Source organism: Streptomyces sp. NBC_00154 (genome assembly GCF_026342835.1).
Classification (GTDB): Bacteria; Actinomycetota; Actinomycetes; order Streptomycetales; family Streptomycetaceae; genus Streptomyces.
In genome coordinates, this window is the sequence record NZ_JAPEMI010000003.1 from 259,838 (window position 1) to 285,785 (window position 25,948).

Annotated in this window: 20 protein-coding genes and 4 pseudogenes; 13 read left to right on the plus strand and 11 right to left on the minus strand. The window is 69.4% G+C overall.

The genetic code is table 11. The annotated features are described in order from the left end of the window. Nucleotides 1-128: 128 nt before the first annotated feature. Nucleotides 129-977 (minus strand): annotated as a pseudogene (locus tag OHA03_RS47950) (DMT family transporter). A 480-nt stretch (nucleotides 978-1,457) separates the two neighbouring features. Between OHA03_RS47950 and OHA03_RS46080 the strand changes: the two are divergent. Continuing rightward, entirely contained in the window at nucleotides 1,458-2,012 is a 555-nt protein-coding gene (locus OHA03_RS46080) for a DUF2231 domain-containing protein (RefSeq protein WP_323181422.1), read from the plus strand. A 107-nt stretch (nucleotides 2,013-2,119) separates the two neighbouring features. On the opposite strand, the gene OHA03_RS46085 is transcribed toward OHA03_RS46080, so the two are convergent. Together OHA03_RS46085 and OHA03_RS46095 are read right to left on the minus strand one after the other, a co-directional pair. Beyond that, complete coding sequence (locus tag OHA03_RS46085; RefSeq protein WP_267009902.1) at nucleotides 2,120-3,088, minus strand: ferritin family protein; 969 nt, start codon at nucleotides 3,086-3,088, stop codon at nucleotides 2,120-2,122. 440 nt (nucleotides 3,089-3,528) lie between these two features. Continuing rightward, nucleotides 3,529-4,527: an ISL3 family transposase gene (locus OHA03_RS46095; RefSeq protein WP_267009903.1), complete on the minus strand. Its 999-nt coding sequence runs from the start codon at nucleotides 4,525-4,527 to the stop codon at nucleotides 3,529-3,531. Nucleotides 4,528-4,737: 210 nt separating this feature from the next. On the opposite strand from OHA03_RS46095, the gene OHA03_RS46100 reads away from it, so the two are divergent. After that, on the plus strand, nucleotides 4,738-5,145 hold the full coding sequence (locus OHA03_RS46100) for a hypothetical protein (RefSeq protein WP_267009904.1): 408 nt from the start codon (nucleotides 4,738-4,740) through the stop codon (nucleotides 5,143-5,145). 277 nt (nucleotides 5,146-5,422) lie between these two features. Here OHA03_RS46100 and OHA03_RS46105 read toward each other — a convergent pair whose 3' ends face one another. Then, nucleotides 5,423-5,728: a transposase gene (locus tag OHA03_RS46105; RefSeq protein ID WP_267009905.1), complete on the minus strand. Its 306-nt coding sequence runs from the start codon at nucleotides 5,726-5,728 to the stop codon at nucleotides 5,423-5,425. 625 nt (nucleotides 5,729-6,353) lie between these two features. On the opposite strand from OHA03_RS46105, the gene OHA03_RS46110 reads away from it, so the two are divergent. The 3 genes and pseudogenes from OHA03_RS46110 to OHA03_RS46120 form a co-directional block, all read left to right on the plus strand. After that, nucleotides 6,354-6,749 carry a hypothetical protein gene (locus OHA03_RS46110; protein WP_267009906.1) on the plus strand — a complete coding sequence of 132 codons (396 nt, stop codon included), beginning with the start codon at nucleotides 6,354-6,356 and terminating at the stop codon, nucleotides 6,747-6,749. A gap of 109 nt (nucleotides 6,750-6,858) precedes the next feature. Next, nucleotides 6,859-7,083, plus strand: a complete 225-nt coding sequence (locus OHA03_RS46115) for a hypothetical protein (protein ID WP_267009907.1) — start codon at nucleotides 6,859-6,861, stop codon at nucleotides 7,081-7,083. A 283-nt stretch (nucleotides 7,084-7,366) separates the two neighbouring features. Continuing rightward, nucleotides 7,367-7,897, plus strand: a pseudogene (locus OHA03_RS46120) (DUF4158 domain-containing protein); the annotation flags it as partial. 387 nt (nucleotides 7,898-8,284) lie between these two features. On the opposite strand, the gene OHA03_RS46125 reads toward OHA03_RS46120, so the two are convergent. Further along, nucleotides 8,285-8,956: a hypothetical protein gene (locus tag OHA03_RS46125; protein WP_267009909.1), complete on the minus strand. Its 672-nt coding sequence runs from the start codon at nucleotides 8,954-8,956 to the stop codon at nucleotides 8,285-8,287. A 95-nt stretch (nucleotides 8,957-9,051) separates the two neighbouring features. Here OHA03_RS46125 and OHA03_RS46130 point away from each other — a divergent pair. Next, nucleotides 9,052-9,750, plus strand: a pseudogene (locus OHA03_RS46130) (Tn3 family transposase); the annotation flags it as partial. 460 nt (nucleotides 9,751-10,210) lie between these two features. On the opposite strand, the gene OHA03_RS46135 reads toward OHA03_RS46130, so the two are convergent. Further along, nucleotides 10,211-11,602, minus strand: coding sequence for an IS1380 family transposase (locus OHA03_RS46135; RefSeq protein ID WP_267009910.1), 1,392 nt, complete (start codon nucleotides 11,600-11,602; stop codon nucleotides 10,211-10,213). Between the two features lie 188 nt (nucleotides 11,603-11,790). Between OHA03_RS46135 and OHA03_RS46140 the strand changes: the two genes are divergently transcribed. Further along, on the plus strand, nucleotides 11,791-12,975 hold the full coding sequence (locus OHA03_RS46140) for an MFS transporter (protein ID WP_267009911.1): 1,185 nt from the start codon (nucleotides 11,791-11,793) through the stop codon (nucleotides 12,973-12,975). A 143-nt stretch (nucleotides 12,976-13,118) separates the two neighbouring features. Continuing rightward, the gene (locus OHA03_RS46145) at nucleotides 13,119-13,523 is read left to right on the plus strand and encodes a hypothetical protein (RefSeq protein ID WP_267009912.1); all 405 of its coding nucleotides are present in this window, start codon (nucleotides 13,119-13,121) and stop codon (nucleotides 13,521-13,523) included. Nucleotides 13,524-13,852: 329 nt separating this feature from the next. On the opposite strand, the gene OHA03_RS46150 is transcribed toward OHA03_RS46145, so the two are convergent. Both OHA03_RS46150 and OHA03_RS46155 read right to left on the minus strand, forming a co-directional pair. Further along, nucleotides 13,853-16,201 (minus strand): FtsX-like permease family protein, encoded by a 2,349-nt coding sequence (locus OHA03_RS46150; RefSeq protein ID WP_267009913.1) that lies wholly within the window; start codon nucleotides 16,199-16,201, stop codon nucleotides 13,853-13,855. Next, the gene (locus OHA03_RS46155) at nucleotides 16,198-16,905 is read right to left on the minus strand and encodes an ABC transporter ATP-binding protein (RefSeq protein WP_267009914.1); all 708 of its coding nucleotides are present in this window, start codon (nucleotides 16,903-16,905) and stop codon (nucleotides 16,198-16,200) included. Before OHA03_RS46155 ends, OHA03_RS46150 begins: the two co-directional genes overlap by 4 nt. A gap of 160 nt (nucleotides 16,906-17,065) precedes the next feature. Between OHA03_RS46155 and OHA03_RS46160 the strand changes: the two genes are divergently transcribed. Together OHA03_RS46160 and OHA03_RS46165 are read left to right on the plus strand one after the other, a co-directional pair. Then, nucleotides 17,066-18,430 (plus strand): sensor histidine kinase, encoded by a 1,365-nt coding sequence (locus tag OHA03_RS46160; protein ID WP_267009915.1) that lies wholly within the window; start codon nucleotides 17,066-17,068, stop codon nucleotides 18,428-18,430. Further along, complete coding sequence (locus OHA03_RS46165; RefSeq protein WP_267009916.1) at nucleotides 18,427-19,125, plus strand: response regulator transcription factor; 699 nt, start codon at nucleotides 18,427-18,429, stop codon at nucleotides 19,123-19,125. The genes OHA03_RS46160 and OHA03_RS46165 overlap by 4 nt, the downstream gene beginning before the upstream one ends. 131 nt (nucleotides 19,126-19,256) lie before the next feature. Here OHA03_RS46165 and OHA03_RS46170 read toward each other — a convergent pair whose 3' ends face one another. Continuing rightward, on the minus strand, nucleotides 19,257-20,768 hold the full coding sequence (locus tag OHA03_RS46170) for an alpha/beta fold hydrolase (protein ID WP_267009917.1): 1,512 nt from the start codon (nucleotides 20,766-20,768) through the stop codon (nucleotides 19,257-19,259). A 97-nt stretch (nucleotides 20,769-20,865) separates the two neighbouring features. On the opposite strand from OHA03_RS46170, the gene OHA03_RS46175 reads away from it, so the two are divergent. Beyond that, on the plus strand, nucleotides 20,866-21,801 hold the full coding sequence (locus OHA03_RS46175; protein ID WP_267009918.1) for a MerR family transcriptional regulator: 936 nt from the start codon (nucleotides 20,866-20,868) through the stop codon (nucleotides 21,799-21,801). Between the two features lie 120 nt (nucleotides 21,802-21,921). Here the strand turns inward: OHA03_RS46175 and OHA03_RS46180 are convergent, their stop codons facing one another. Together OHA03_RS46180 and OHA03_RS46185 are read right to left on the minus strand one after the other, a co-directional pair. Next, the gene (locus OHA03_RS46180) at nucleotides 21,922-23,082 is read right to left on the minus strand and encodes an NAD-dependent formate dehydrogenase (protein ID WP_267009919.1); all 1,161 of its coding nucleotides are present in this window, start codon (nucleotides 23,080-23,082) and stop codon (nucleotides 21,922-21,924) included. Nucleotides 23,083-23,218: 136 nt separating this feature from the next. Further along, nucleotides 23,219-24,154 carry a LysR family transcriptional regulator gene (locus OHA03_RS46185; RefSeq protein ID WP_267009920.1) on the minus strand — a complete coding sequence of 312 codons (936 nt, stop codon included), beginning with the start codon at nucleotides 24,152-24,154 and terminating at the stop codon, nucleotides 23,219-23,221. A 46-nt stretch (nucleotides 24,155-24,200) separates the two neighbouring features. On the opposite strand from OHA03_RS46185, the gene OHA03_RS46190 reads away from it, so the two are divergent. Beyond that, nucleotides 24,201-24,617 (plus strand): molybdopterin-binding protein, encoded by a 417-nt coding sequence (locus tag OHA03_RS46190; protein ID WP_267009921.1) that lies wholly within the window; start codon nucleotides 24,201-24,203, stop codon nucleotides 24,615-24,617. Nucleotides 24,618-25,315: 698 nt separating this feature from the next. After that, nucleotides 25,316-25,591: pseudogene (locus tag OHA03_RS46195) on the plus strand (FAD-binding molybdopterin dehydrogenase); the annotation flags it as partial. Nucleotides 25,592-25,948 lie beyond the last annotated feature (357 nt).

Consider the following 25,948-nt stretch of genomic DNA (forward strand, 5'->3'; position numbering starts at 1 on the left):
CGGCACCGTCGGGAACCGTGGGCGGGCATTGCGGGGCCATCAGCCGCATCGGGTTTCGCGGACGTGCGTCCGGGCCGGACCAAAGCGTGCGTTGGCACGGTGTGCGTCACCTGCTGACGCGTTCACGTTCATGTGCGCACCAGCGGCGACCTGTCCAGGATGACGATGCCGGTCACGGCCAGGGCCGCGCCGAGGATCTGGACGGCAAGGTACCCGGACGTGGCAAGGCGTTCGTGGAAGACGGCGGCGCCGATCAGGACGGCGCCGATCGGCTCGATGGTGTCGATGAGGGGGAGGCTGATCGTCAGGGATCCGGCCTGGAACGAGCTCTGTGCCAACAGCAGCCCCGCTCCGCCGACGAGGAGCAGTGCGTACGGCTCCCACTGCACCAGCGCGGCCAGACCCCGGTCTCGGAAGAGACCTGCCGCGTTCTTCGTCAGCGCGTCCAGCAGCGCGAAGAGCAGCCCCGAGGCCGCCGCCTACACACCCGCGCGGACCCGGCCAGAGGTCCGGAGCCCCGCAGGCACCAGCACGGTGACGCAGGCCGCGACCACCGCCAGGAGCGGCAGCCAGTCCCGTACGCCGGGCCGGCCCTCGCCCGCGGAGTAGGGCAGCACGGTCAGGAAGGCGGCCACTCCGCCGGCGGTGCACATCGCGCCTGTCACGTCCCACGGGGTGAGATGCCGATGGTGTCGCCAGGCGATCAGTGGCAGGGCGAAGAGGAGGTCCGTCGACGCCAACGGCAGCACGAGCACCAGCGGGCCAAAGGCGAGTGCCACGCCCTGGATGACGAAGGAGAAGGCCGACAGGGCGATGCCGGCCAGCCACAGCGGTCGATGCGCGAGAGCCCAGATCAGCCGGGGGCGAAGGGACTCTTTCTCGGGCATGGTCGCAGCAGTCTCCTGCTGCAGCACGGCCGCCACTGCGAAACAGCAGGCGGCCAGGAGTGCGGCCGGTACGGCAACGGCGATGGCCATGATCACAGGATGCTCGCTGACCGGCGAGGGGGCCGCACACCAGCGGGAGCGGCGTGAGCGGGGCAACCGATCGGCGCAGGGAGACTTCCGCCCGCTCGAGTGAGCGCACCCGCGGTCGCCGCCGAGATCACCCCGGACAACACGTGAAGCTGCTCAAGGCCGGGGAACGGCGCGGCCGCGGCCAAGCGGTCGGCGCCGACATCGGCGGCCTGTACGCGATCGCCCGCTCCTGCCCCGACACCCTCACCGGCGCCCCAGGACCCCGTCGGACTGCCGACCCGCGACGTCACCCTGCACCCCTGAGTATCGCCCGGCTTCCAGTCCTCCGGGTCGACCCAGTTTCTCTCCCGAATAAGGGGATTGCGGGCACTGCTCCATACGTGCGCATGACCCCCGTACGCGGACACATCTGGCCACATAGTGCCCGAAACACAATATATTGGCCCGGATGTGCCTTGCAGGCCCGCTGGAGGAGGTCCCGTGGATGTTGGGCTGATCAACGGCCTTCCCGGCCATCCGCTCTTCGTTCATGGCGCAGTCGTGTTGGTCCCGCTGACGGCGTTGGTGCTCGTCGTCTGTGTGCTGTGGCCTTCGGCAGCGCGCCGGCTCGGCTGGGTGCTTCCGGTCCTGGGGCTGATCACTCTTGCTTTGGTGGTGTTGGCCACCGAGTCCGGTGAGTGGCTGGAGGAGCGGGTGCAGGAGAGTGCGCTGTTGGAAAAGCACGCTGAGATGGGTTCCGGTCTCACTCCGTGGGCGATCGCCCTGTTCGTGCTGACGGTCGTCGTCTGGCTGCTTGACCGGGCGGGCCTTCGCCGGGAGCGTGGGCGCAGTGGTGCGGCCGACAGCCCCGCCGAGGGCGGGGTGTCCGCCGTGGCTCGGCTGACCTCTTCCGTTGCGGTGCGCGTTGTGGTGTTGGTGATCGCCCTGGTCGTGGCCGTCGGTGCGGTCATTGACGTGTATCGGATCGGTGATTCGGGTGCGAAGGCGGTCTGGCATGGCCGCTTCTCAACAAGCGAGTCCGATGGCAGGGGGTGACGCGGCAACAGCTGCGCCAGTGGCAGCCCGGTCGACCCATATGACGGGTCGACCGGCCGGACGTGCTTGCCTTGTGTCCGGCCGGTCTCACGGCTCAGCCCGCGGGGTCAACGCAGTTGGTTGAGCGCCTGCTGGAAGGCGGCTGCGTGCTTGGCCTCGTCGGCGGCGGTGTCGCGGAAGTAGCGGGCGGCGGCGGTGTTGCCGACGGCGGTGGCCCGCTTGGCGAACCCCGGGTACAGGTTGTTCGCTTCGTTGCGCTCCCCGGTGATGGCCTTGCGCAGGTTGTCCTTCGTCGGGCGGACCAGGCCGGCCAGGACCGCTTCACCGGCGAGGTGCTCCTGCAGTTCGATCTTGGCTGTGCCCTCCCACAGACGGGCCAGCGCCGGATGGCCGGTCTGCCGGGCGTGGGTAGCGAAGAGCATGTACTTGGCGTGGGCGAGTGCCTCGCCGTGCAGGGCGGTGTCCAGGTTGGTCTTGGTGCGGTCGGCCTTGACCTTCGGCAGCCCGGCGGGCACCGGCACCACGTCGGCCTTCGGCGGCGCCGGGACGGTGCCGCGGCCGGTGGTCACGGCCGTCAGCGCGGTGCGGAAGGCGTCGCGGTGGCGGCCCTCGTCCGCGGCGATCTCGCTGAAGAGATCCGCGGCATCGAGGTCCCCATCCTGCCGGGCCTGGTCGGCGAAGTCGCGGTACATGACCTGGTGTTCGTAGGTCTCGCCGTCGATGGCCTGCCTCAGGTTGGCGGCGTTCGTGCCGACCACACCGGTCAGGGCGGCTGCCTCGTGCAGGTGCTCGTGCAGCTCGGTCCGTGCCGTGCTGCGGAAGAGCCGGCCGATGCCCTGGTGGCCCGTGCGGTCGGCCTCGGCGGCGAAGAGACCGTAGGTGGCGTAGGCGTACGCCTCGCCGTGCATGGCGGTGTCCAGGTCGGCGAGGGTCTGCGGGTGGAGAGCCGGGGTGGCGGTGTGCGGCGCCGGGGGCGGTGCACCCCCGGCCGGGGCGGCCAGGGCCGGCGCCGCCGGCGCAGCCGCGGCCAGCGCGCACAGACCCACTACGAACTTACGTGTCGAATGGCGGAACACGATGTCCTCCTTCCGAGGCGCACCCTTCTGGGTGCGAACGTCCCCGCCTCATGCCACCCGCACATACACACCACCGCCCCTTCACGTCACCCACCCGAGTGAATACACACAGTCACCATGTGTTTTTCGTCGACGTGCTCCGCTCGTCTCAGCAGGCCGCGTTCCTGCCCCTTTCCCATGGACAACCGCCTCCTGCTGGCCTTATCGAGCAGGAGTGGTTCTGGCTCGCTTTCCGTGGCGCGTGCACGGTGAGTGATATCCGCTGGGAGACCAGCGGGACCGAAATGGGTCTCAGGTGCAGACGATGGGGCAGCCACGCCGGATCGAGTGCTGGGCAGCGCGCAGGAACAGTGCGACGTAGAAGGCTGTGTCCAGGTCCATGACCCACAGTCCTGTTCGAGTAGTGGCCAGTTCCTTTGCTTGGTCCCTGAACCACATGCTCAGGTCGAGGTTGTCGCATGTCGCCGGGGTTTCGGGCTGCCGGTCATGTGGAGCTGACGCCCGATGGAGCGGCGACTGTGGCCGGCTTCCAGCAGCGCGTGGACGGTGGCATGCCTGGCGCGGATGCGGTTGGCGAACCGGTCGCTCCGCCATGGAGAGTCCGCTTTCTCTTCGGGCGGCATCGGTTCCTCAGCCTTCTCCTCCCGATCGGGGACCAGGACGCGCAAGCACTGGCAGTGGCGGGCGACAGCCCGCTCAGCGGCCTCGCCAAGGTTGTTCCACAAATGCCACCTGTCTGCGACCTGGACAGCCTGGGGCGCCCCGGCCGAGGCGCCCTCCGCGAAGAACGGCGCGCGGTCACGGCAGACGACCTCGATCCCAGGTCGCTTCGCCAACCATGCAGCCAGGCTGGACGCCTGCCGGTCAGGCAACAAATCCACCGGTCGACGGGTCTCCACATCGACCAGCACCGTGCCGTAGACCCGTCCTTTGCGTGTGGCGTACTCATCGACACCGACCACCCTCGGGGCGTGGACTTCCGGTTCGGGCAAGGCGTCGAGCAGCCGCAACACCGCGCTGCGACTGATGGACACCCCGAAGACCCGTGCCATCCGGGCACCAGCCCGGCCGGCGAGGGCGAGACCGACTGCGGCGAGAGCCGAACGCAACCGCTCGGTCCACCTGCTGTACCTCCGGGTCAGTCCCGGCATCTGTTCGGCAAACGTCCGCCGTTCGCACGAAGGCTGCGGACAGAAGAACCGTCGGACTCGTAGATGGAGAACCACCTGACGTCCCCCACTCGGCACGTCTGCAGGAAACCGCAGGTAGGAGCTATGCACCCGACTGGACTCGCTCCCACAATCCGGGCACGCCGCCCCGGCCGCCGTACTGCAGGCCTCAATACGTATTGCGTCGTCGCTTACGTCCAGCGACAGCACCGACACGTCCGTGATGGACGGTAACAACAGCACCTCCAGACGGGGCAACGTCTCTTCCATGGCGTCGCACTGTCGACCACACCAAGATCGGCCTTGGTCATTTTCAGGCAACTTCCCGGCGCCCGATCTGAGCGTCAGCCGTTACTCAGCGTGCGCGCATCACGGAAAGCGAGCCAGAACCGCAGTAGTGGGTTCTGGCACACATTCCGTGAACGATCTTCCGGTCCGTCTCTCTGGTGGTGCCGCTTCCTGGTATCAGATGATTGGGCTATGTCTCATGCCGTGCACATCCACTACACGCACCTGCTGCGGAAGAGCCCGCTCGATCTGTGGGTACGGCTGCGGAACCTGCTCAAGGAACAGTCGATCGACCCGGCGAACTCCGTGCTCGTCGATCTCTTCCCTGACGGCGGAGACCACGAGTTTGGGCAGATCATCTCGGAGGAAGGCCGGGTCTATCGCTTCGACCTCATGTATGACCGCGATCGGCCTGGGGGTGTCCGGAGAGCGACCCTGCGTCATTGGACCGACATCACCGACACCTGGCAAACCGAGCCTCTCCAGCGGCAGACCGCAGATGCTGTTGTCTCGATACCGCCCGCACGGCGGACAGAGCTTCCTCAGGTGGAAGCTGAGGTGGCATCGCTCTCGGCTGGCCCTCGTCGCTCACCAGAATGAGCCAGCATGCTCATCGGGCGGCGGTGAGAAGTACCCGTTTGCGGAGGAGTGGGAGTTTGGCGCGCCCGAACATCTGGAGGTGCATCGGGAGGCGATGTGCAACACGGTGATCTCGTGCGCCAGGGCGTCGTCGGCGGCCCGGCGGCCCGGCGGGCGGTGCGGGCCTGCTCACCGGCCAACCAGGCGTAGAAAGAGGACCGGGCCACCTTCAGCAGCCGGCACAACAGAGCGACTCCGTGGGTGGTCTTCTCCGCCTCGATGAACGCGTACACCTCGCTCATCGATCGCTCTCCTTCGCGAAGAAGACCGCCGCTTTTCGCAGTACCTCGATCGTCTCGGCCTGCTCACGGTTCTGCCGCCGCAGCCGACGCAGCTCTTCGCGTTCGGCCGTCGTCAGCTCGCCCGGCGCCTCCCGTCCGCGGTCGATCGTGTCCTGCTTGACCCAGTTCCGCAGTCCCTCGGCGCTGACCCCGATGTCCCGGGCCACCTCGGTGACGGTCTTGCCGGAGGAGCGCACGAGCGCGACCGCGTCGCGCTTGAACTCCTCCGAATACCGCCTGCTGCGGTTGCTCTTGCTTCCCACCTGGCACTACTTCCTCTGGAACCTCACGTCCCAGTCTCCAGGTGTCCAACATCAAGGGGAAGCTTCATCCGACGCCTGATGCTGATCCTGGACACCTGTTATTCCGGGCAGGGCAGCAACGAACTCGCTGCCAAGGCACTGGAGCGGATCAGCACACAATGGGGTCAAGCAACCGGATCTGGCCTGGTCATCGTCTCATCCGCCCAGCCCCATCAGCAGGCGCAGGCCGACCTGTTCCCGCAGTTGCTGGAGCAAGTAGTGGCCTCGGCGGGATCCCGCGGCGTGGTGGAGCAGCCCCGTCCCGCGCCACTTCGGCACGGCCGACGTGGGCGGATCGCGCGTGCCGGGATGGCCCAGGCGGCGGCGTTGTACGGGCTGCTCCTGCTGCTCACGCGGGCCGGTGGCTGTCTCCTAAGCGGTGAACCACGCCCGGTTGTCGGGCTGGGGCGGTGGGGACGACGATCGCCGTGCTCGCCGGTTACACCGCCGTACGCTGGATCGTTCCCGTCACCCTCGCCCGGCCGCTGGCGGCGGGCATCAGACCCGGCCGGTACCCTCCGTTGGCAGCGACCTATCTGCGTCTGTGGGCGCTGGACGTGCTGGTGCTCAGTATGAGTCCCCTGCCATGGGCCCCTATCTGTGGCTCCTGGGCGCGCGCGTCGGCCCTGGCACCACCATCGCCACCAGTTTCGTCGGTCTGCCCACGCTGCTGCGCGTTGACCGCGACGCCGCGATCGGCTACGGCGCCACGCTGCGTCCCTGCCAGGTTGCCGACGGATGGGTAACGGTCGCCCCGATCACCATCGGCGAACGGGCGTACGTCGGTGCCAACGCGGTCTGTGAACCCGGCGCGTGCCCGGATCCAGGGCCCGGCCCTTGGACGGCGCCGGGTGCTCCCGTGGGTTTCCCGGCGCCGCCCTGTGTGACCTGCCGGTGGGTCAGTGCTGCAGCAGCCTGCGGTGGCGATGCCACCGACCGAGGCACCGGTCTCGGCGAGGTTCCCGCCCCGAACTTACGGTGATGATCCCTGTTCGTTTCATGATCGAAATGGGGAGAAGTACGAAGGGGGTTCCCTGTCCGGGAGCTTCGGCACGCCGGGAATGCACAAGCACACAAGCCCTGCTGACGGGGTGACAGGGGACGGGGTGGCTGGTGGCTGGTGGCTGCAGCGCAAGGCGATCCTGCGGGACCGCGACACCTACGACTACGCCTTCACCGAATGGATCTACGGCCCGACAGCGCCGACACCCGAGGAGGGGCCGCCGATGTTCTCGAAGATTCCGCTGGCCTCCCTCGATGTGTCCGACCTGACCGACAAGGCAGAGGTCTCCTCGGAGCTGGCGAGTGCCCGCTAGGTGTTCTGTCCATGGAGGTTGGTGACGGGGTTCACGGTTGAGTGATCTTGAAATGGGTGAGGGCCTTCTGGCCTGGTGTGGATTGCGACATCTGCACCGGCGACCGGAAAGGCCCTCGTGCCGCACCGTAATGCACCCCTGACCGAGACCGGTCGTCTGCGTCTGGCCCGTTGAAATCTGGCGCTAAGCCCTTCGCGCGCCTGAGAGCGCTTTGACCTGGGGTTCGGTGGAGGCAGAGCCTTCGGCAGTCGTGTTGATCCCTGACTGTCTGGAGGTCCGGAGAGTGCCGGTCGAGTTTCTGACGGATGAGCAGGCCGCGAAGTACGCGGCGTACGACGGGGCGCCGTCGCGTACGGAGTTGGAGCGGTTCTTCTTCCTGGACGATGCGGACCGGGAGCTGATCGAGTCCAAAGGGCGGTCGCACAACCGGCTCGGCTTCGCGGCCCAGCTCACCACCGTGCGGTATCTCGGGGTGTTCCTGGACGACCCGACCGACGTGCCGGCCGAAGTCGTCGACTACCTCGCCCAGCAGCTCGGCATCACAGACGCGTCGGTGCTGAAGGCGTACGGCGAGCGGGAGAAGACCCGGTTCGAGCACATGTGGGAGCTGCGGAAACTCCTGGAGTACACGGAGTTCGCTGACGCGGAGGCGGAGCTGCGGGGGTGGGTGGACGCGCGGGCTTGGACGACCGGGGAGGGGCCGAAGGCGCTGTTCGACGCGGCGACGGGGTGGCTGCGCGAGCGGCGGGTGCTGCTGCCCGGCGTGACGACGTTGGCCCGGCTGGTCGCCTCCGTACGGGAGACGAGCTCAGAACCGGCGCGCTGCCGGACACCTCGATTGACTGGCTCAAGACGAACTTCTTCAAGACCGAGCTCGAACTCGGCCGGTGCCTGCGCCTGCCCGCTGAGGGGCCGTGCGAATGCGACCTCTACCTGACCTGCGCCAAGTTCGTCACGACACCCGACTACGCGCCACGGCTCCGGACGCGCCGCCGAGTCGAGCAGACCCTCGCTCTGGACGCAGCAGAGCGCGGCTGGGACCGCGAGGTCGAACGGCACCGCTGCACCAGCCTGCGCGTCGAGAAGCTGCTGGCCGACCTCAACGAACCACTTGACGGCCCCAACGAATCACCGGAGGTCGATCGACTTGAGCTCTCGTCGTAAGCCCCAGCAGCTCCGGGACACCGGCCGTCGACGCCGCTCAGGCGGTCGGATAACCGATTTGGGCGATGTCCTCTGCCAGACCGCTGAGCGTCGCCTTCGGATTCAATGCCGAGACACCCTGCTGGGTCAGCGGCTTGAGGTCCCAGATGTCCTGGACCGCCGAAAGGTCCAGCGTGACCTCGTAGTAATCCTCGGCGAAGGTCTGGTACGCCTCCGCCGAGCCCCCGACGAGGACATCAAACAGCCACTCCGCGCCGTCGGCGTCGTCCATCTCCTCATCCGGGACATGGACGTTGCCGCACTTCCACTGGGAGTCGGAATGTTCGCGCCACAAGCAGACGGTGGCTCGCGGGAGTCCGTTGTGGTCGGCGAAGGCGGGTTCCTCCACATAAGAGCGGAAGACCTCCGGGACCGAGTCGAAAAGCCCAGGCCACGGTGCCGGAGGCGAGAGGTGAGACGGGGTCATCGGCGACTCGTGGTTGCATGCCTGGGCGTACGCACCGGCGGCGGCGAACACGATGGCGTAGTCGTTGCCGCTGCCGTCCCGCATCGAAGCCATCTCCTCCCCCTGCGACCAACGGGAATCGAACGAGAAGTACCTGAAGTCCCACTCTGGGCACAGAACGGCGTCCAACATCGCCAGGGCCTTGGAGTGATCGCGGACAGCCGCGATACCAGGCAACTTCTTGATCACTTCATAGACCGACATGGGGTCATCCAAGCGGACCCGACTGACACCGACCGCACTGACCATGCCCTGGGCGATGCACCGAAGGAAGATCAACTTGAACTGTTCACATAAACAGCGACATCGTCTTCGGCCTGCTTACCTTGGCCGGGTTCGCGTACGCGCCGCAGCTGGCGGACCTGCCGGACCAGAAGATGTGGCGCATCGACCGCACTGTCGACTACGGCGCCTTCCAGGACGCCGCCCGCGGCCGGGTCGACCTCGCGAGGATCGAGCGCCACTGGGAGGACATCCTGCGGATCATCGGCTCCATCCACACCGGCGCCGTACGCGCGTACGACGTCATCCGGATGCTGGCGCGCGACGGGCGCCCGACCCCGCTGGGCGACGCGATTGCCCACTACGGGCGGATCTCCAAGACCCTGCACATCCTGCGCCTGGCCGACGAGCCCGGCTACCGCAGGCAGATCAAAGTGCAGGCCAACCTCCAGGACGGCCGCCACGCACTCGCCCGGAAGATCTTCCACGGCAAGCAGGGGCAGCTCTACCACCGCTACCAGGACGGCATGGAAGACCAGCTCGGCGCCCTGGGCCTGGTCCTCAACGCGCTCGTGCTGTTCAACACCCGCTACATGGACGCCGCGGTCAACCAGCTGCGCGCCAACGGCTTCGACGTCCGCGACGAGGATGTGGCCCGCCTCTCCCCATTGGTGCGGCACCACATCAACATGCTGGGCCGCTACTCGTTCCAGCTTCCTGAGCTGCCCGGCGGGCTGCGGCCGCTGCGCGACAAGGACGCCACCGACGACGAGTAGGCCGACGGCTGCGGCCGGCGCCGTTGGGCGTTTGCCGCAGCCTCGGGCATCGCCAGACCCCGGCTCCACTCGCTACGCTGCACGTGTAAGGTGCCCCCACCCGCATCCGATCCCAGCCTTCGACAAGCCGGATCATTGCAGGTCGCGGGGCACCATTTCCAGCTGGTGACGGACAGCCACCAGCCCTGGAACTCGCGGTGAAACACCGAGGCTGGAGGTTCCGGTCGGCGGCGGAGGCCCAACACTAATGATCACCGGAGTCACCAGGGAGCCCGCAGCATGACCGGCACCACGGAGGCCCTTAGCCTTGATCCATCGAGGTGGTTTGAGAGTGGTCTTTTGATCGGTTTCGGGTCGGGTGGCCGGGTGAGGGCAGGTTGTGTCCGCTGGTCTGCCCAGCATTTCCACGGTTCGGTTCCGGTCGGGCCCTTGCGGGCGGGGCGGGCAGGGGCTGTTCGTATCAGCCGGCCGGTCCGTGGGCGGTGGAGAACAGGTGTGTCCAGGCGTGCTGCCAGGGCCAGTTGTGCGGTAGGTGCAGGGTGATGCGGCGGCCGGAGCGGGCGATCCGGGCCGGAACGTGGACCAGGTGGGTGCGGATCGTGGCGGTGGTGGCCCTGGCGTGGAAGGCGGAGGCCTGTGCGCCGGTGGCCCGCAGCAGGTTGTAGGTCATCGCCCACAGGGTGAGCCATGCGGCGTTGGCGTGGAAGTGTGCGGAGGGCAGGTGGGCCAGGGCAGAGGCTTTGCTGTCGGCGATGACCTGCTCGATGACCGCGTGGTGACGGTGTTCGCGTTCGGCCTGGAGGGTCTGTGCGGGCTGGTCGGTGAAGAACGGGTGGTAGCGCCAGACGGGAAACAACTCGCCCTGCTCACCCACAACGGCGGGTTTGGCCAGGTCGCGGACCCGGCGCACGATCAGCCGCGCGGTGACCCGCTCTGCTTTTGTGCGGCTGGCGAACGCGGTGTAGGCGGGGATCTCGGCGACTTCGGCGTCCGAGATGAGTTCACCGGTTGCGGGATCGGGCACCGCGGTCGGGTACGTGATCTGCTGCCAGGCCTGGTCGGGGAGGGTGTGGATGGCCCGTTTGATGGAGGGGTTCATCCCGCAGGTGATCGAGAAGTGGGCTCCGGCCCGGCGGCAGGTGGCGATCACCCCGGCGTTGTAGAACTGCGAGTCCGCTCGCAGGATCCGGGTGCCGGTGCAGCCCGCCTCGACGGCGGTGGCCAGCGCCTCACTGACGAATTTCGGGGCCCCACGGGAATCGGCTGCCTTGCCGCGGCGCATCCGTACTGTTGCGATCACCGGCCGGGAGGTGGGGGTGCAGATCGTGGCGAGCAGGGGGTGCAGGGTGCGGATGCCCTTGAACCGGCCGTACTCGGCGCCCTGCTTGGCCCGGCCGTAGACCCGCTTGTGGGTGGAGTCGACATCGATGAACACCATCTGATCGGCGCCGGGAAGCAGTGGGGTGTGCGCGGTCAGTTGACCGAGGAACCTGCGGTGGACGGCGTGGAGTTGGAGTGCGTGGCCGTGGGTGAACGCGCGAAGGAACGTGCCCAGCGTGGACGGCGCACGGATACCCGTGAACACGGCCCGCATCGCGCCGTGCCGCAGGATGCGGAGGTCGTCGATGCTGTCCGCGCCCGCCGCCATGCCGGCCACGATGCTGCTGACCTTCGCGTCCGCCGACGCACCCGCGCCGTTCGTCGTCCCGCTCAGCTCCACCTTCTGCGTCACCAGGCCCGACAGCCCACACCGTTCGGCCAGCCGCATCACCGGAACCAGCCCGGCAAGCGCGACCAGATTCGGGTCATCGAACGCAGCGGAGACCGCCGCTGGAGTATGGGAAACTTGCATCTCGGAAGTGCCTTGCCGATCGTGCGTGCTGGAAGCCTCAAGAACTCCCATCATCGCAGGTCACAAGGCACTTCCTTGTTTCCCGAAGAGTCATCCACAGCCATCAGATCGGTGGATCAAGGCTTAGCGGGTCGGCTGCAGTCGACAATGCAGCACGAAGTGTCACGCGCCCGTTCTACGTATACGCCGTGCTCACCAACTCGCTGTTCCAGCGCGGCGTATTCGTCCTCTTCCTTTACCAGCGAGGCTTCTCCGTCGGGCAAGTGGCCCTACTGCAGACACTGCTCTACCTGGTCAGCGGACTTGCGGAGTTGCCGACGGGAGTCATCGCCGACCGAATCGGCAGGCGTGCCAGCATCGTGATCGGCCAGATGCTGATAGCTGGATGTCTGCTCGGTCAGGTGGCTTTCTCCAACTACTGGGTGTTCCTGGCGCTGTTCATCGGGCAGGGCGTGGGCATGGCATGTGTGTCCGGTTCGGACACCGCCCTGCTGTACGACCTGCTCGTGCGTCGTGGTGCAACGGCCAGCTACGTCAAGATCAAGTCCCGGTTCACCATGCTCGGGACGGTCACCTCGGGAGCCGCCATCGTCCTCGGCGGCCAACTGCAGCAGATCTCCTGGGGAGTCGTCTACGTCGGTTCGGCGGCGTGCCTCGTCCTGGCCGTGGTGGTGCTGATGTCACGGGTGCCCGAGATCCGCGGCGCGGACGCGGTGGACGAGCAGGACGGAGCCGAGGAGGAGCACGGCGACGCCACAGCATGGCGGGCGATGCTTCGGGTCGCCACGCCGGCGCTCGTGACGCTTGTCGTGGTGTCCGGATTGATGCATGCGACCTTGACGCCGTACATCATTTTTACGCAGAAGACCCTCTCCGATCAGGGAGCGGGCACCGCGTTGGTCAGCGTGGTCATATCGGCGGGATTCTTCGCCGGCGGGCTCACTCCGCTGCTGTCGGACCGCGCGGACCGGCGCATCGGGTATCGGGTCATCGTCCCGGTGTCTCTCCTGACGCTCGCCGCGGCACTCGGCCTGAGCGGCCTCGGCCTTGTCTGGGTCACCATCGCCGCGTTCCTGGCCCTGGTCGGGATTCCCGAGATCACCGCCGTGATCGTGGACAACGTGTTCAACGAGGCCGTGCCGTCGCGCCACCGGGCGAGCCTGCTGTCGATGATCGCATTCGTGGAGTCGGCGCTCATCGGCATCGGCTATCTCGTCCTCGGCGCGCTCATGGACGGGCTGGGCTCCAGTGTGGGCATGGCCACCTACGCCGCGGTCCCCCTGCTGGCATGTCTCCTGTGGCTCCCGGTGCTCTTCCGAGGGGCACGGGTGACCACCGAGATCGAGAAGCTCGCCGACCAAAAGGCATCCTGAAACAGACCATCTCGAGCAACGCCCTGCCCGATGGACGCCTCCTGACCGATCACGACCTCCCCCTCCGACCCCGGGTCGCGGCCGCCATCGTCCTGCTCTACGCGCAACCGCTCAGCCGCGTCGTCCGCCTCACCGTCGACGACGTGGTCCACGACGGCGACCAGGTCCTCCTACGGCTCGGCGAACCGCCCTCCCCGCTCCCCGGACCGGTCGCCGATCTCCTGCTCAGCTGGATCGACAACCGGGACAACATGAACACCGCGACAAATCGCGACTCGCGCTGGCTGTGCCCAGGGCGCCGGGCAGGACAGCCGATGCACCCCGACGCGCTCTCGGCCCTGGTCAACGACCTGGGCATCCCCACCATCGCCAGCCGGGTCTCCGCGATCCGTCAGCACGTCCTGGAGATGCCCGCACCCGTCGTTGCCGACGCCCTCGGCTACCACCAAGTCACCACCGTCAAGCTGGCCGTCCAAGCCGGCGGCACCTGGAGCCGATACGCCGCTGGAGATCACCTACGGTCACCATCCGGCTGGACACCACGGTGAACTGACGACAGTTGAATAGACGAGCTCACCAGTATCAACCCCGGACACCCACGAGGGCCTGGCCGCCGCCCGCGCCCGCGGCCGTACGGGAGGGCGCCCCACCGTCGTCAACGAGGACCTCATCCGCGCGGCCCGCGACATGCTGCCCGACCCGGCCAACAACGTCACCAAGGTCCTCGGCGTCTCCGTCGGCACGCTCTTTAACCAAATCCCGGAGCTGAAAGAGCTCCGGAACTCCCGCGTCCCACGCCAGCTGGAGGGAACCAGCCAACCGACCCCCACCGCTCCTTGCGGTGGGGGTCGGAGGCACGAGCTCTGAACCTGACTTCCTATTCGGTGCGCAGGGCCGTGGCGGTTCGGGCCCTGCCGGCCCAGCCGGCGGGCAGGAGCGCACCCAGGGTGGCGATGAGCAGGCCGCCGAGTGCGAGCGGGAGCAGTTCGGCCCCGTGGTAGACGGCGATGACGGAACCGGGGAGGCGGAGCCCCACGCTGTCGCCCATCGCGGGGATGACCCAGCCGTGCAGGGCTACGCCGAGCGGCACGCCCAGAGTGCCCGCGACCAGTCCGGTCACGACGACCGAGGTGATGACCATCGCGATGGTCTGCCGGGGGGTCATGCCGAGCGCCTTGTGGACACCGAGCTCCCGGACGCGCTCGCGGGTGTCGAGCAGCACGCCGTTGAGCACGCCGAGCGCGGCGACGGCGACGAGCATCAGCGTGAGGATCACGGACAGCGCGTTGAGCGTGACGACCATGTCGCCGCCGGCGTCGAGGCCGCCGGCCCGGGCGGTGGCCCCCAGCGGTGCCAGGTCGTTGTTCAGCGCGTCGACGTAGCCGGTCACGTCGGTGCCTGACGTGACCGCGATGTGATGGCTCGTCTCCGTCAGGTCGGGTTGTGCGGCCGTGAGGGTCGAGGCGTCGGTGAAGACCTGCATGCCGTCGTTACGGGGGTCGAGGATCTCACCGAGGATCCGGACCGTGACCGGCTCGGCCAGGCCGTTCAGGGTGACGGTGTCGCCGATGCCGGTGCCGGTGGCGGCCAGGAAGGGGGTCGGGACCACGGCCTCGCCGGGCTTGTCGAGCCAGCGGCCCGAGACCATCGTGTAGCCGCCCCAGGAGGCGTCGCCGGTGAAGGCGATCACGTCGATGGTGCCGGTCAGGCCGGACACGGTCGCCCGTACCGTCGCGGCGCTGTAGTACTTCCCGGTTCCGGCGGCAGCCTCGATGGCCGCGGCGACTGCAGCGGGATCGGCCTTGGGCTGTCTCTCGGGGTCAGGGCCTTGAGGTCCGAAGTCCGGCAAGGGCGCGGGCACGACGACATCGGCGGCGTCGTGGGCCTTGGCTTTCATCACCTGGCCGAGCGAGGCGCCCATCCCCACGGTGAACGTGACGGCGATGGTGCCGAACAGGATCGCCGTGCCCATGGCCAGCGCGCGGGCGGGCCGCGCGAAGGGCCGGGCCAGGCCCAGGGCGACCGGCTGCGGCAACTGCAGCCGTCCGGCCAGGCGGGCCGCCCACCGGCCGCGCCCCGCCGAAGTGGTACGCCCGACGGCGAGCGCATCGACCGTACGCAGCCGCCCGGCCCGCCAGGCACTCGCCCACGCGGTCGCCGCCACCAGACAGAGCACCCCGGCGATCACCGCCAGGTCGACCCAGGGGGCGATGGCCAGGGACGAGGTGCCGTAGACCTCCTCGGTCTCGGCCAGTACGGGGACGGCGAGCAGGTGACCGACGAGGACACCCAGGGCCGTGCCGACGGCGGCCGGGATCAGTGCCTGGCCCACGTAGGCCCGCACGACCTGGGCCGGGGTGCAGCCGACGGCCTTGAGGATGCCGATGCGGCGCGTTCCCGTGCCGACGGCCGACGCGACGACGTTGCCGACGATGAGCACCGACATGACCAGACCCAGGGCGCCGAACGCGACGAGGAACGGGACGTAGAGGGCGGTGTCGCGCTCGGCGGTCTTCTTGACGGTGAGCCATGACTGTTCGCCGACGGCCGTTCCCGGCAGCAGAGACTCCGTCACGGCCTTGCCGCCCGCGGTGATCTGCGCGGCGGTGCCCGCGTCGGTGAAGCGGTAGAGCATCTGGTAGCCCCCGCTGCCCGGCGCGGTGAGCGCCCGCATCTGGGACGGAACCACCCAGGCGTCAGCGGTCTGCGTGACCGAGCGGGCCACACCGACCACCGTCAATGTCGGACCGCCGGACAGATCGGGGAAGGCGAGTTTCATGCCGATGGTCGGGAAGAGCGAGGAGTTGGCGGACAGCACGATCTCGCCGGAGTGCGCGGGCCACCGCCCGTCGAGCAGTGCCACCTCGTCCACGTCCCGGCCGGGATCGCCCCGTCCGACCACGGTCATCGGCCACCCGGGGCCCGCCCCGTCCGACCGCGGGGTGACCGTCGCCGTACGGAACGGCCCGACCGCACCGCTCACCCCTTCGGTGTCCTTGGACTTGGACAGCTGCCCGGCACTCACCTTGCCCGCGTCGAACTGCACGGACAGATGCGCGCCGTGCTGCTTGGCGAAGGCGTCGTCGAAGGGCGCGCCGGAAACCACGAGCAGCGATCCGCCGAGGACGGAGGCGGCCACCGCCATCATCGTGGCGAGCCCGATCACCAGCGTCTGCACCCGGCGTCGGTTCACCCCCGAGCGCACCACTTTGCCGAGCGCGCTCATCGGACGGCCTCCGAGGCGACGGCCTGCGACCGGACGTCTTCGGTGATCCGGCCGTCGGCGATCCGGACCGTACGGTTCGTGCAGGACCGGGCCAGAGCCAGGTCGTGGGTGACCACGACGATGGTCTGGCCCTCGGCATTGAGGCCTGTGAGCAGCCTGCTGACGTCCTGTCCGGCGGCCGTGTCCAGGGCCCCGGTCGGTTCGTCGGCCAGGAGCAGCGCCGGCCGGTTCATCAACGCCCGGGCCACCGCGACGCGCTGCCGCTCGCCGCCGGACAACCGCCCCGGGTAGGCGCGGGAGTGCCGGTCGATGCCCAGCAGTTCCAGGAGTTCCCCCGTCCGGCGGTCTGCCTCGCCACGTGCCATACCCGCGAGGCGCGCGGGCAGGACGACATTGTCGGTGACGGTCAGATCGTCGAGCAGGTTGAAGAACTGGAAGACCATGCCGATCTTCGACCGCCGGTAGAGCGCCGATCCGGCTTCGCCCAGCTGGTCCACCCGCACCCCGTCCACGGTGACGGTCCCCGTATCGGGCCGGTCCAGGCCCGCGATCAGATTGAGCAGCGTGGACTTGCCGCTGCCGGAAGGACCGAGGATCGCCACGGCCTCGCCGGGCTGCACGGTCAGCGACGCCTCGTGCAGAGCGGGCGGGCCGTCGTCGTATCGGCGGCTCACCTCGCGCAGTTCGATCACCGGCGTGGTCATAGAGGGCTCCTCAGGTACGGGCAGCTGGCTTCGCGAACGCTAGGAGCAGGCCCGCCCTGCACGCATCGTCCGCCCGAACCCATTGCGGTACCGCGCTGGGACGATCCCCGGAAACGTCATCCCTGCGATGTAGGCGGGTGATGTATCCGGTGCGGTGGGAATGACCACCGGGACGGACTCCGCAGGTCCGCGCGGCGGCGACAATGAACCGGTGATGGACGTACGTACGACGCTGGATCGGCTGTGGGAAGCCGCCCGCCGGACGGTCCGCGACGCCGGGCTTCCGAGCGGTCCACCGCTGCGGCCCACCCGGCGCGCCTGGCAGTTCGACGCGCTGGTGACACTGGCACTCGGAATCGCCACCGTCTACTACGGCATCGACAACGCCGATAACGTCGTGGTGCGTGAGATCGCACCCGGCGTGGAGCGCGTCGTGCCGCGCCCGTCCGGCCCCGGCGGCATGGCCTTCATGGTGACCCTCGCGGTCATCGCCTCGGGTTCTCTGGCGCTGCGCCGCCGCTACCCGCTCGCCGTGCTGTGCATCGTGACGGCCGCGACACTGGCGACACCGCAGAGCGTCCTGCGGCTCACCTTCTACGCGTTCGTCATCGCCGTCTACAGCGCCGCTGTGTACAGCCCGTACCGGGTGGCGACCCTGGCGGCGCTGCCGGTGTCCGTCGTCCTGGTCGGCACCTCGGGGAACTCGGTGACACCGATCGTCCCCAACGAATACATCGCCCTGCTGATCCTGGTCCCGATGGCCGTGGCCGCCGTCGGCCTGCGTACCTGGAAACTCCGGACCGACGAGGGTCGCACCCGGCTCTCCGCCCTGGAACGCGAACAGGCCGAGGCACTGCGCCGGGCCGTCGAGCACGAGCGGGCCAGGATCGCCCGCGAACTGCACGACGTCGTCACGCACAACGTCAGCGTGATGATCATCCAAGCGGGCGCCGCCCGCAAGATCATGAACACCTCTCCTGAGCAGGCCGGCGAGGCGCTGCTGGCCGTCGAGGCGGGCGGGCGGGCGGCCATGACCGAGCTGCGCCACGTCATGGGACTGCTCACCATGGCCGACGAGGGCGAGGGGACGGACGGAGGTGCAGACCTGGCCGATACGGCGGCGGAGTTGGCCCCGCAACCCGGCCTGAACCAGCTGGAAACGCTGGTCGGACGGGTCCGGGACACCGGACTGCCCGTCGACCTGACCGTGACCGGCCCGCCCCGCCCCCTCCCGCCCGGCCTCGAACTCGCCGCCTACCGCGTGGTCCAGGAAGCCCTGACCAACACCGTGAAGCACGCGTCCGGCGCCACCGCCGCCGTGACCGTCGAATACGGCCCGGAACGGCTCCGGGTGGAAGTCACCGACACCGGTGGACACCCGGGCGCGGGCGCGGCCACCGGGAACGGCCGGGGCCTGATCGGCCTGCGCGAGCGCCTCGCCGTCTACGACGGAAGCCTGAACACCGGCCGGCGGCTGACCGGCGGGTACCGTGTGGAGGCGCTGATCCCCTTGGAGGCACCGTGACCGAGCCGCTGCGTGTGCTCCTCGCCGACGACCAGACCCTGGTGCGCACCGGATTCCGGTTGATCCTCGGCGCCGACGGCATCGACGTCGTCGCCGAGGCGACCAACGGAACCGAAGCGGTCGAAGCGGTCCGCCGCACACGTCCCGACGTGGTCCTGATGGACGTCCGGATGCCCGAGATGGACGGCCTGGAGGCCACCCGCCGCATCCTCACCGGCGCCCCCGGCGAACCCCGCGTCATCATCCTGACCACCTTCGACCTCGACCGATACGTCTATGCGGCACTGTCCGCCGGGGCCAGCGGCTTCCTCCTCAAGGACGTCACCCCCGAGCATCTGACCGCGGCCGTCCGCACGGTCCGTACCGGCGACGCTCTCCTCGCGCCCGCCATCACCCGCCGCCTCGTGCAGCGGTTCGCCCAGCGCGGCAGCGACACCGCCGCCCTCCACCGCGACCTCGCCTCGCTCACCCCGCGCGAACTGGAGGTCCTCGGCCTGCTGGCCCGAGGGCTGAGCAACGCCGAACTCGCCACCCGCCTCCACCTGGCCGAGGCGACCGTCAAGACGCACGTCGCCCGCATCCTCGCCAAGCTCGGACTCCGTGACCGTGTCCAGGCCGTCATCGTCGCCTACGAGACAGGGCTGATCAGCGCCGGCGCACGCGAGGCCGCCCAGCAGCCCACCGAGCAGACGTAGACCGAAGCCGAGACTTGGGATCAGCAGCCGGAGCTGCGCCTGTCCCGGTAGTTCATGTGGGCGAAGGCGAACCCGACGATCGAGGCGCCCTGCGTGTCGGTGTACTGCCGGTCGATCTCCTCACGTAGCGGTCAGGCCTGGAGGTGGGCCAGGACTGCGTCGTGGGCGGCTGCCACGGCACGGCGGGAGTCGTCGGTGTGGTCGGCCGCGTCGAAGCCGTGGCGGCCGGCCGGGACGTCGATGGTCTCGATCCGGGCTTCGGCGGCCTTGGCGGCGGCCAGGAACTCCTCGACGGTCGCCGCGAATTCGGCGTGCTCCAGGCCGGCCCGGGTGAGGACGATCGGCAGCTCCCCGGCCGTCCGCACCGCGGCCACGGGGCGGAACCGCGCGTCGACGGCGTTCCAGCCGGGGAGCGGCGCGAGGACCGGGTAGTTCGCGGCGACGCAGCGCAGCCACGGCGGTGGCGCGGCAAGCCAGTCGGCGGCGAGCAGCCCACCGGCGGAGAAGAACCACAGGGCGATGCGGTCGGCATCCACCCGCGGGTCGCCCCGGACGAGTTCGACGGCCGCGGCAATGTCCTCGGCGGCCTGCGCGTAGTCGGTGAGGGCGTACAGGCCGTGGTCGACGGTCACGCCGACGACACCCCGACTCGCCGCGTACCGGGCGTGGCCGGTGTAGACCGGCCAGTCCCGCGGGGTGGGCCGCAGCTCGGCTGCGACGGGGCCGCCGTGAACGAACACGACGGCGGGCCGGGGCCCGTCCGCGTCCGGCAGGTGGAGGTCGACCGAACCGATCCGCTCGCGCGGCCGCTCCGGGACGTCCAGCACGAAGGGCTTGAGGTAGAAGGGCGGCTGTTCGTCGCCGCTCGCGGTGATCCGGTGCCCCTCGCCGGCGGCCGCCCGGAGCAGAACAGTGGCCAGCTCGTCAGGGGTGGAGAGCATCGGCCAGTGCCCGGTGGCGAGTTCGAAGAAGGTGACCTGGGGGTCGGCGAGCGCCCGGAACTGCGGCGGTCCGCTCCGAACCAGCGTCTCGACCATGGCGATGGTCACCCCGCCGGCGGTGCAGAAGACGCCAGTGGTGGGCAGTCCGGCGAGCGCCCCGGTCAGCCGCAGCGACTGGACGAGGGTGCCGGACGGATGCGGCGCGGCGTAGCGGTCCAGCCGGGCCAACGCCTCCGCCGGGAGGCCGGCGGTGCTGCCCCAGCGATGCCACTCGTCGGGCTTCGGCACGGGGATCCGCCAGTCGTGCTCGGCCGCCCCGTCCCGGCGCAGCAGCCGCTCGCGGACTTCCTGGTCCGGGACGAGGGCGAGGGCGGCGTCGCCGTCCTGCGGCAGGCCGGCGTCCAGGTGAACGACCCGGCCGATCCGCTCCGGGCGGCGATCGGCGGCACCCAGCACCGGGTGGATGGCGTAGTCGTGGCCGACCAGCACCAGCTCCGGCGCGTCGAGGTGGTCGATCAGCTGCACCACATCCTCGATGTGCGTCTCCAGGTCGGTGCCCGGCCCGGCCAGGTGGCGGCGCTCCCCGAGGCCGGTGAGGGTCAGCGGGTGCACCTCCGCCCCCGACCCGCGCAGCCGTTCGGCGGTCTCCCGCCAGATCCAGCCACCGGTGAAAGGTCCGGAAACCAATACGAACGCCGTCATGATCGCCTCCTTGCGTGCCGCGGTCCGCGCGGCCGGCCGTACCGGTCGTCCGCGCTCGCCGGTACGGTAGGAACTCCCCCTGAGGGAGGTTCAAGCCTTGTCCCCTGACGGAATGTGGAGCATTGGCGAGCTCGCCGAACAGGCGGGCGTCACCGTGAAGACCGTCCGCTTCTACTCCGACCGCGGTCTGCTGCCCGAGGCCTCGCGCAGTGCCGGCGGGCACCGGCGGTACGGGCCCGACGCGTTGGAAAGGCTGCGGCTGATCCGCTCGCTGCGCACCCTCGATCTGCCGGTGCCGGAAGTGGGCCGGGTCCTCGACCACGGCGACGGTCTGGCGGACGCGCTGGAGGACGCCATCGACGGACAGCTGCGCGAGCTGGGCTCGCAACTGACCGCGCTGCGCTGGCGGGAGGCCGCCCTGCAGCTGATCCGGGACTGCCCGGCCGAGGAGCGCGCCGACCGCCTGCGGCTGGTCGGCAGGGTGTCCGCCCCACCCAGTACGGCGCCGCTGGCGCGCTTCTGGCGGGGAGCCCTGCCCGTCCGGCTGTCGCCCCGGCTGGTCTCCTCGATCCTCGAGTACGCGGTACCGCAGCCACCGGCGGATCCGACGCCGGCCCAGGTGCTGACCTTCGCCCGGCTGTACGCCATCGCCACCGCGCCCTGCCCGGCCACCGACCCGCGTCGGCCGGCGGGCAACCGGACCGACAAGGTCCGCCGCCCCGACGTGCTGTACGACGGCCTCTTCGATGCGTACACGCTGGCCGCGGCTGACCTGAAGGGGAACCGGGCACCGAAGCGGGGGCAGGCACTCGACTGCTTCGTCGCGGCCCACGCCGACTCGCGCGGCCTGCAGGACAGCCCGGAGTTCCGCCGCAGGCTCAGCGGGCTGCTGGCCCTGGCCGCCGATCCGATGGTCGACCGGTACTGGGAGCTGACCGGCGAGCTGTCCGGCTCGCCGGAGCCGACCCTCGGGGCCGCCCACGAGTGGCTGCGGGCCTCGCTGGACACCGATGTCGCCACAGCAGCCGGCTGAGCGGGGCACACCCGCTCAGCCGGCCGCTCTGGAGGTCGCTATCGAGGCCACCGCTCGGGTGAAGTCGACGAACGTGCACATCGGCCGTGCCTGAGCGGGCCGGGCGGCAGCCTCCAACCCTCACCGGGTCACCGAGTAGGAGTGGGCGCCGGTTCCGGCCAGGGCTCCTCCATCGACGATCTGGTACTCGTCACGGATCGGACGGCCCGCGAACCAGGACTCCAGGATCTCTCGGGTACCGGCCGCGTACCGGGCCTGCGCGGAGAGCGAGGACCCGGAGATGTGCGGGGTCATGCCGTGGTGCGGCATCGTGCGCCAGGGGTGGTCGGCGGGGGCCGGCTGCGGGTACCAGACATCGCCCGCGTAACCCGCCAACTGACCACTGCGCAGGGCACGTTCGACGGCGTCCCGGTCGACAATGCGCGCCCGGGCCGTGTTGATCAGATACGCGCCACGCTTCATTGTGGCCAACAGCTCGTCGCCGAACAGCCCCTCGGTCTCGGGATGCAACGGTGCGTTGACGGTGACGACATCGCAGTGCGGCACCATGTCCGCCGCGCTCTCGTGGAAGACCAGCCCCAGCTCCCGCTCGACGTCCTCGGGCAGCCGGTACCGGTCGGTGTAGTGCAGCTTGACGTCGAAGGGAGCGAGGCGGCGCAATACGGCCAGACCGATGCGCCCGGCGGCGACCGTGCCGACATGCATGCCCTCCAGGTCGTACGACCGGGCCACGCAGTCCGCGATGTTCCACCCGCCGTCCAGGACCACCTGGTGGGAGGGCAAGTAGTTCCGCACGAGCGACAGCGTCATCAGCACCACGTGCTCGGCGACGCTGATGCTGTTGCTGTACGTCACCTCGGCGACCGTCACACCGTGCGCGATCGCCGCGTCGAGGTCGACGTGGTCGGAGCCGATGCCCGCGGTGATCGCGAGCTTGAGGTTCTTGGCGGCGGCGATGCGCTCCGGGGTGAGATACGCGGGCCAGAACGGCTGCGAGATCACGACATCGGCGTCGGGCAGCTCCCGGTCGAAGACCGAACCGGCGCCGTCCTTGTCCGAGGTGACGACGAGGGTGTGCCCGGCCTTCTCCAGAAAGCCACGCAGACCGAGTTCGCCGGACACACTGCCGAGCAGACGACCTGGCGTGAAGTCGATCGCCTCGGGGGCCGGGGTGGTCTGGCCACCGGGGTAGTGGTCGATGACGGGGAGATCGTCACGGGCGTACGAGGTCGGATATCCGTCGGTGGGGTCGTCGTACAGGACGCAGAGCACCTTGGCCATGGTCACGGCTCCTCAACTACGTTGCCAATAGGTGAAGTTCACGATTCTCTGGATCGAACGCCCTGGTCAAAGCGAACCTCGCTATGCCCGTATAGCCGACGGCTATCACCGTCGGCCACCAGCCGTCCGCCCGTCGTCATCCGTGTCCGTCGAGGTAGGTTCGCAGGAGCTCGTTCAGCGCCTGTCGTACGTCAGCCGCCCGGGCCACCGTGAGCAGGGCCGCGGCGAGAACCGAGGGCGGGTCGTCGGGGCCGGTGACCAGCCCGACCCGCGGTCCGTGCGCGGGCCCCTCCAGCGGAACCACCCGCATGCCGTCCGGTACGCCGAACATGTGCAGCCACGCGTGCGAGATCACGCTCGACCAGCGGCCACCGGGCAGGTGCGCGTACAGTCCGGCGACGCTGTCCGACTCGATTGTCGGCGCGGCGGTGGCGCCGTCGGCGGCGAAGCACTCGTCGATGATGCGACGGTTGCGCATACGTGGGCCGAGCAGGCACAACGGGAGCGTGGCGGCCTGCGCCCAGCGGGCCGTGGGCGCGGTGGCGAGCGGGCCGTCGACGGGAGTGAGCAGGACGTACCGCTCCTCGTACAGGGGCAGCCGGCGCAGACCTCCGCCCCGGGTGTCGTCGTCGAGGTACGTCATCGCCGCGTCCAGCTCGAACTCGGCCAGCCCGTGCGTGATCTCGGCCGAGGACAGCGACTCGATGCTCACCCTGGCCCGCGGGTGGCGCTCGCAGAAGGGATTCGTGACGAGGGAGGCGGTAGGCAGGGCGGTCGGGACCACGCCCAGGCGCAGGGTGCCGGACAGGCCGTCCCGTAACGCCGACAACTCCTGCCGCAGCCCGTCCCGTTCGGCGAGGAGGCGGTGCGCCCACGCCAGCACCACTTCGCCCTCCGGCGTCAGCCCCTCGTACCGCCGCCCGCGGCGCACGATCGGTACGCCGAGTTCGTGTTCGAGACGGCGGATCGCTGCGGACAGCGACGGCTGCGAGACGAAGCAGGCGGCCGCCGCGCGGACGAAGTGTCGTTCGCGGGCGAGGGCGACCAGGTATTCCAGCTGACGCAGCAGCATGCACGACCTCCGAGGGAGACTGCCGGGCAGGGCCTAGGGTTTCGGTGTGCCGACGTACAGCATTGGACAGGCCGCGCGCCTGCTGGGGGTGAGTCCGGAGACCGTGCGCCGGTGGGCGGATGGTGGGCGGCTGCCGATGGGGCGTGACGGCTCGGGGAACAGGGTGATCGACGGGGCGGGGCTGGCCCGGTTCGCGAAGGAGCGTGCTCTCGGTGGTGTGCACGGTATCCCCGGCGACGCGCCGCCGACCTCCGTGCGCAACGCGTTCACAGGCATCGTCACCGCCCTGACTGTGGACGACGTCGTGGCCCGGGTCGAGGTCCAGGCCGGGCCCCACCATGTGGTGTCGCTCGTGACCCGCGAGGCGGTAGAGGAACTGGACCTCGCCGTCGGCGTCACGGTCACCGCGCGCGTGAAGTCGACGAGCGTGCACGTCGATCGCCCGCGGCGGGTGAGTTCGTAGTCGGCGGCGTCGGGGTGCCCAGGCACAGCGGAGCGGTTCACAGGTCGAGGCGGTCGGCGAGGCTGGACAGGTTCCGGCCGGTGAAGTGCTCGATGCGCTGGACGCGGTAGTGCCGTCCGGGAGTCGCCCCAGGGTTGCGGGTCCAGTCCCGGCAAGGGCCACCATCTCCGCGGGAGCTCCTTCCGCCAGTCCCGCCTGTCGCGCACCGGCGTCCGCGGTGATCACCCGGTACGGGCCCCCGGCCGGGAACCCGCAGCTCCACGACGCAGCTGCCACGGCGGCGTTCTCGGCCTCGCCGCCGGTCCCGGTGCCAGCCCCGGCTCCGGTTTCGGTTCCGATGAGCAGTACGCCGAGTTCGTCCGCCGCCTGTTGAGCACCCCGGTGATCTCCCGCCGCGCAGCGTGTCCTCGGCCCACAACAGGCGCAGGCCGAGGCCCTCGTCCCCCAGCAGGTGTTCGACGTGCATGCGCTCCGGCTCCTCGTAACGGCAGCCGGATGCGCCCCCTCAAGGGCGTCCAGAGGTCGGACAGCGGCATCTCACATTCACCAGGTGTCTGCGAGTTATCACATCGTAAGTGCCAGGTGAGATGAGCGGAATGCCTCTTGGTTGATCCTCCAGAATGCACGCGGGAGAAGTCGGCGTTTCCGTGGCGTCCACCAGTCGTGCTGGCCCTGATCTCGTTGCTTCACCAATGGTCATAGACCTGAACACGGTGGTGGACATACGAAACGCCCGATTGCCCGCGCCCTGGCGGCCGTGCGACGCCTGGCTGGGCGGCGGTACGTATCTCTTCTCCGATCTCTTCTCCGAGCAGCAGCCGCACCTGCGGCGTCTGGTGGACCTGAGCCGGACCGACTGGACACGGGTGGAGCTACTGCCGGAAGGCTCGCTGGAGATCACTGCGACCTGCACGGTCGCCCAGTTGTCCCGCTTCGCGAAGAGACACACGGCCGAGGCGGCACCGTTGTTCGAGTAGTGTTGCCGTGCCTTTCTGGCCACCTTCAAGATCTGGAACATGGCCACGGTCCCGGCCGGCTCACCCGTCACCCCACGGCCCTGAGCGAGGAGGACCGCGTCGGGGACCTCGAACACTGGACGGGGTACACGGAACCAGAGGGCTGCAACCGCGTCGTCCTACGCGGTGAGTCGTCCGAGCGACGGTTCATCGCCTTCCGGATGGCGGGAAGAACCACGTGCCGGCAGGCATGAGTGTCGGCGTGTGGGATGTCATGGACCTGATCCGGTCCCTCATCTCATCCGGGTCGGACGTCGACGACATGCCCCTCTCCGACCGGGACGTACCCCCTGGGCCGCAACCTGCCGTGACGCC

Coding starts and splice junctions, on each gene's coding strand:
- OHA03_RS46100 (WP_267009904.1), top strand. CDS start 4,738: ATGTCTCATGCCGTGCACATCCACTACACGCACCTGCTGCGGAAGAGC.
- OHA03_RS46125 (WP_267009909.1), bottom strand. CDS start 8,956: ATGTCGGTCTATGAAGTGATCAAGAAGTTGCCTGGTATCGCGGCTGTC.
- OHA03_RS46110 (WP_267009906.1), top strand. CDS start 6,354: ATGGGCCCCTATCTGTGGCTCCTGGGCGCGCGCGTCGGCCCTGGCACC.
- OHA03_RS46170 (WP_267009917.1), bottom strand. CDS start 20,768: ATGACGGCGTTCGTATTGGTTTCCGGACCTTTCACCGGTGGCTGGATC.
- OHA03_RS46180 (WP_267009919.1), bottom strand. CDS start 23,082: ATGGCCAAGGTGCTCTGCGTCCTGTACGACGACCCCACCGACGGATAT.
- OHA03_RS46135 (WP_267009910.1), bottom strand. CDS start 11,602: ATGCAAGTTTCCCATACTCCAGCGGCGGTCTCCGCTGCGTTCGATGAC.
- OHA03_RS46160 (WP_267009915.1), top strand. CDS start 17,066: ATGACCACCGGGACGGACTCCGCAGGTCCGCGCGGCGGCGACAATGAA.
- OHA03_RS46185 (WP_267009920.1), bottom strand. CDS start 24,154: ATGCTGCTGCGTCAGCTGGAATACCTGGTCGCCCTCGCCCGCGAACGA.
- OHA03_RS46155 (WP_267009914.1), bottom strand. CDS start 16,905: ATGACCACGCCGGTGATCGAACTGCGCGAGGTGAGCCGCCGATACGAC.
- OHA03_RS46150 (WP_267009913.1), bottom strand. CDS start 16,201: ATGAGCGCGCTCGGCAAAGTGGTGCGCTCGGGGGTGAACCGACGCCGG.
- OHA03_RS46095 (WP_267009903.1), bottom strand. CDS start 4,527: ATGGAAGAGACGTTGCCCCGTCTGGAGGTGCTGTTGTTACCGTCCATC.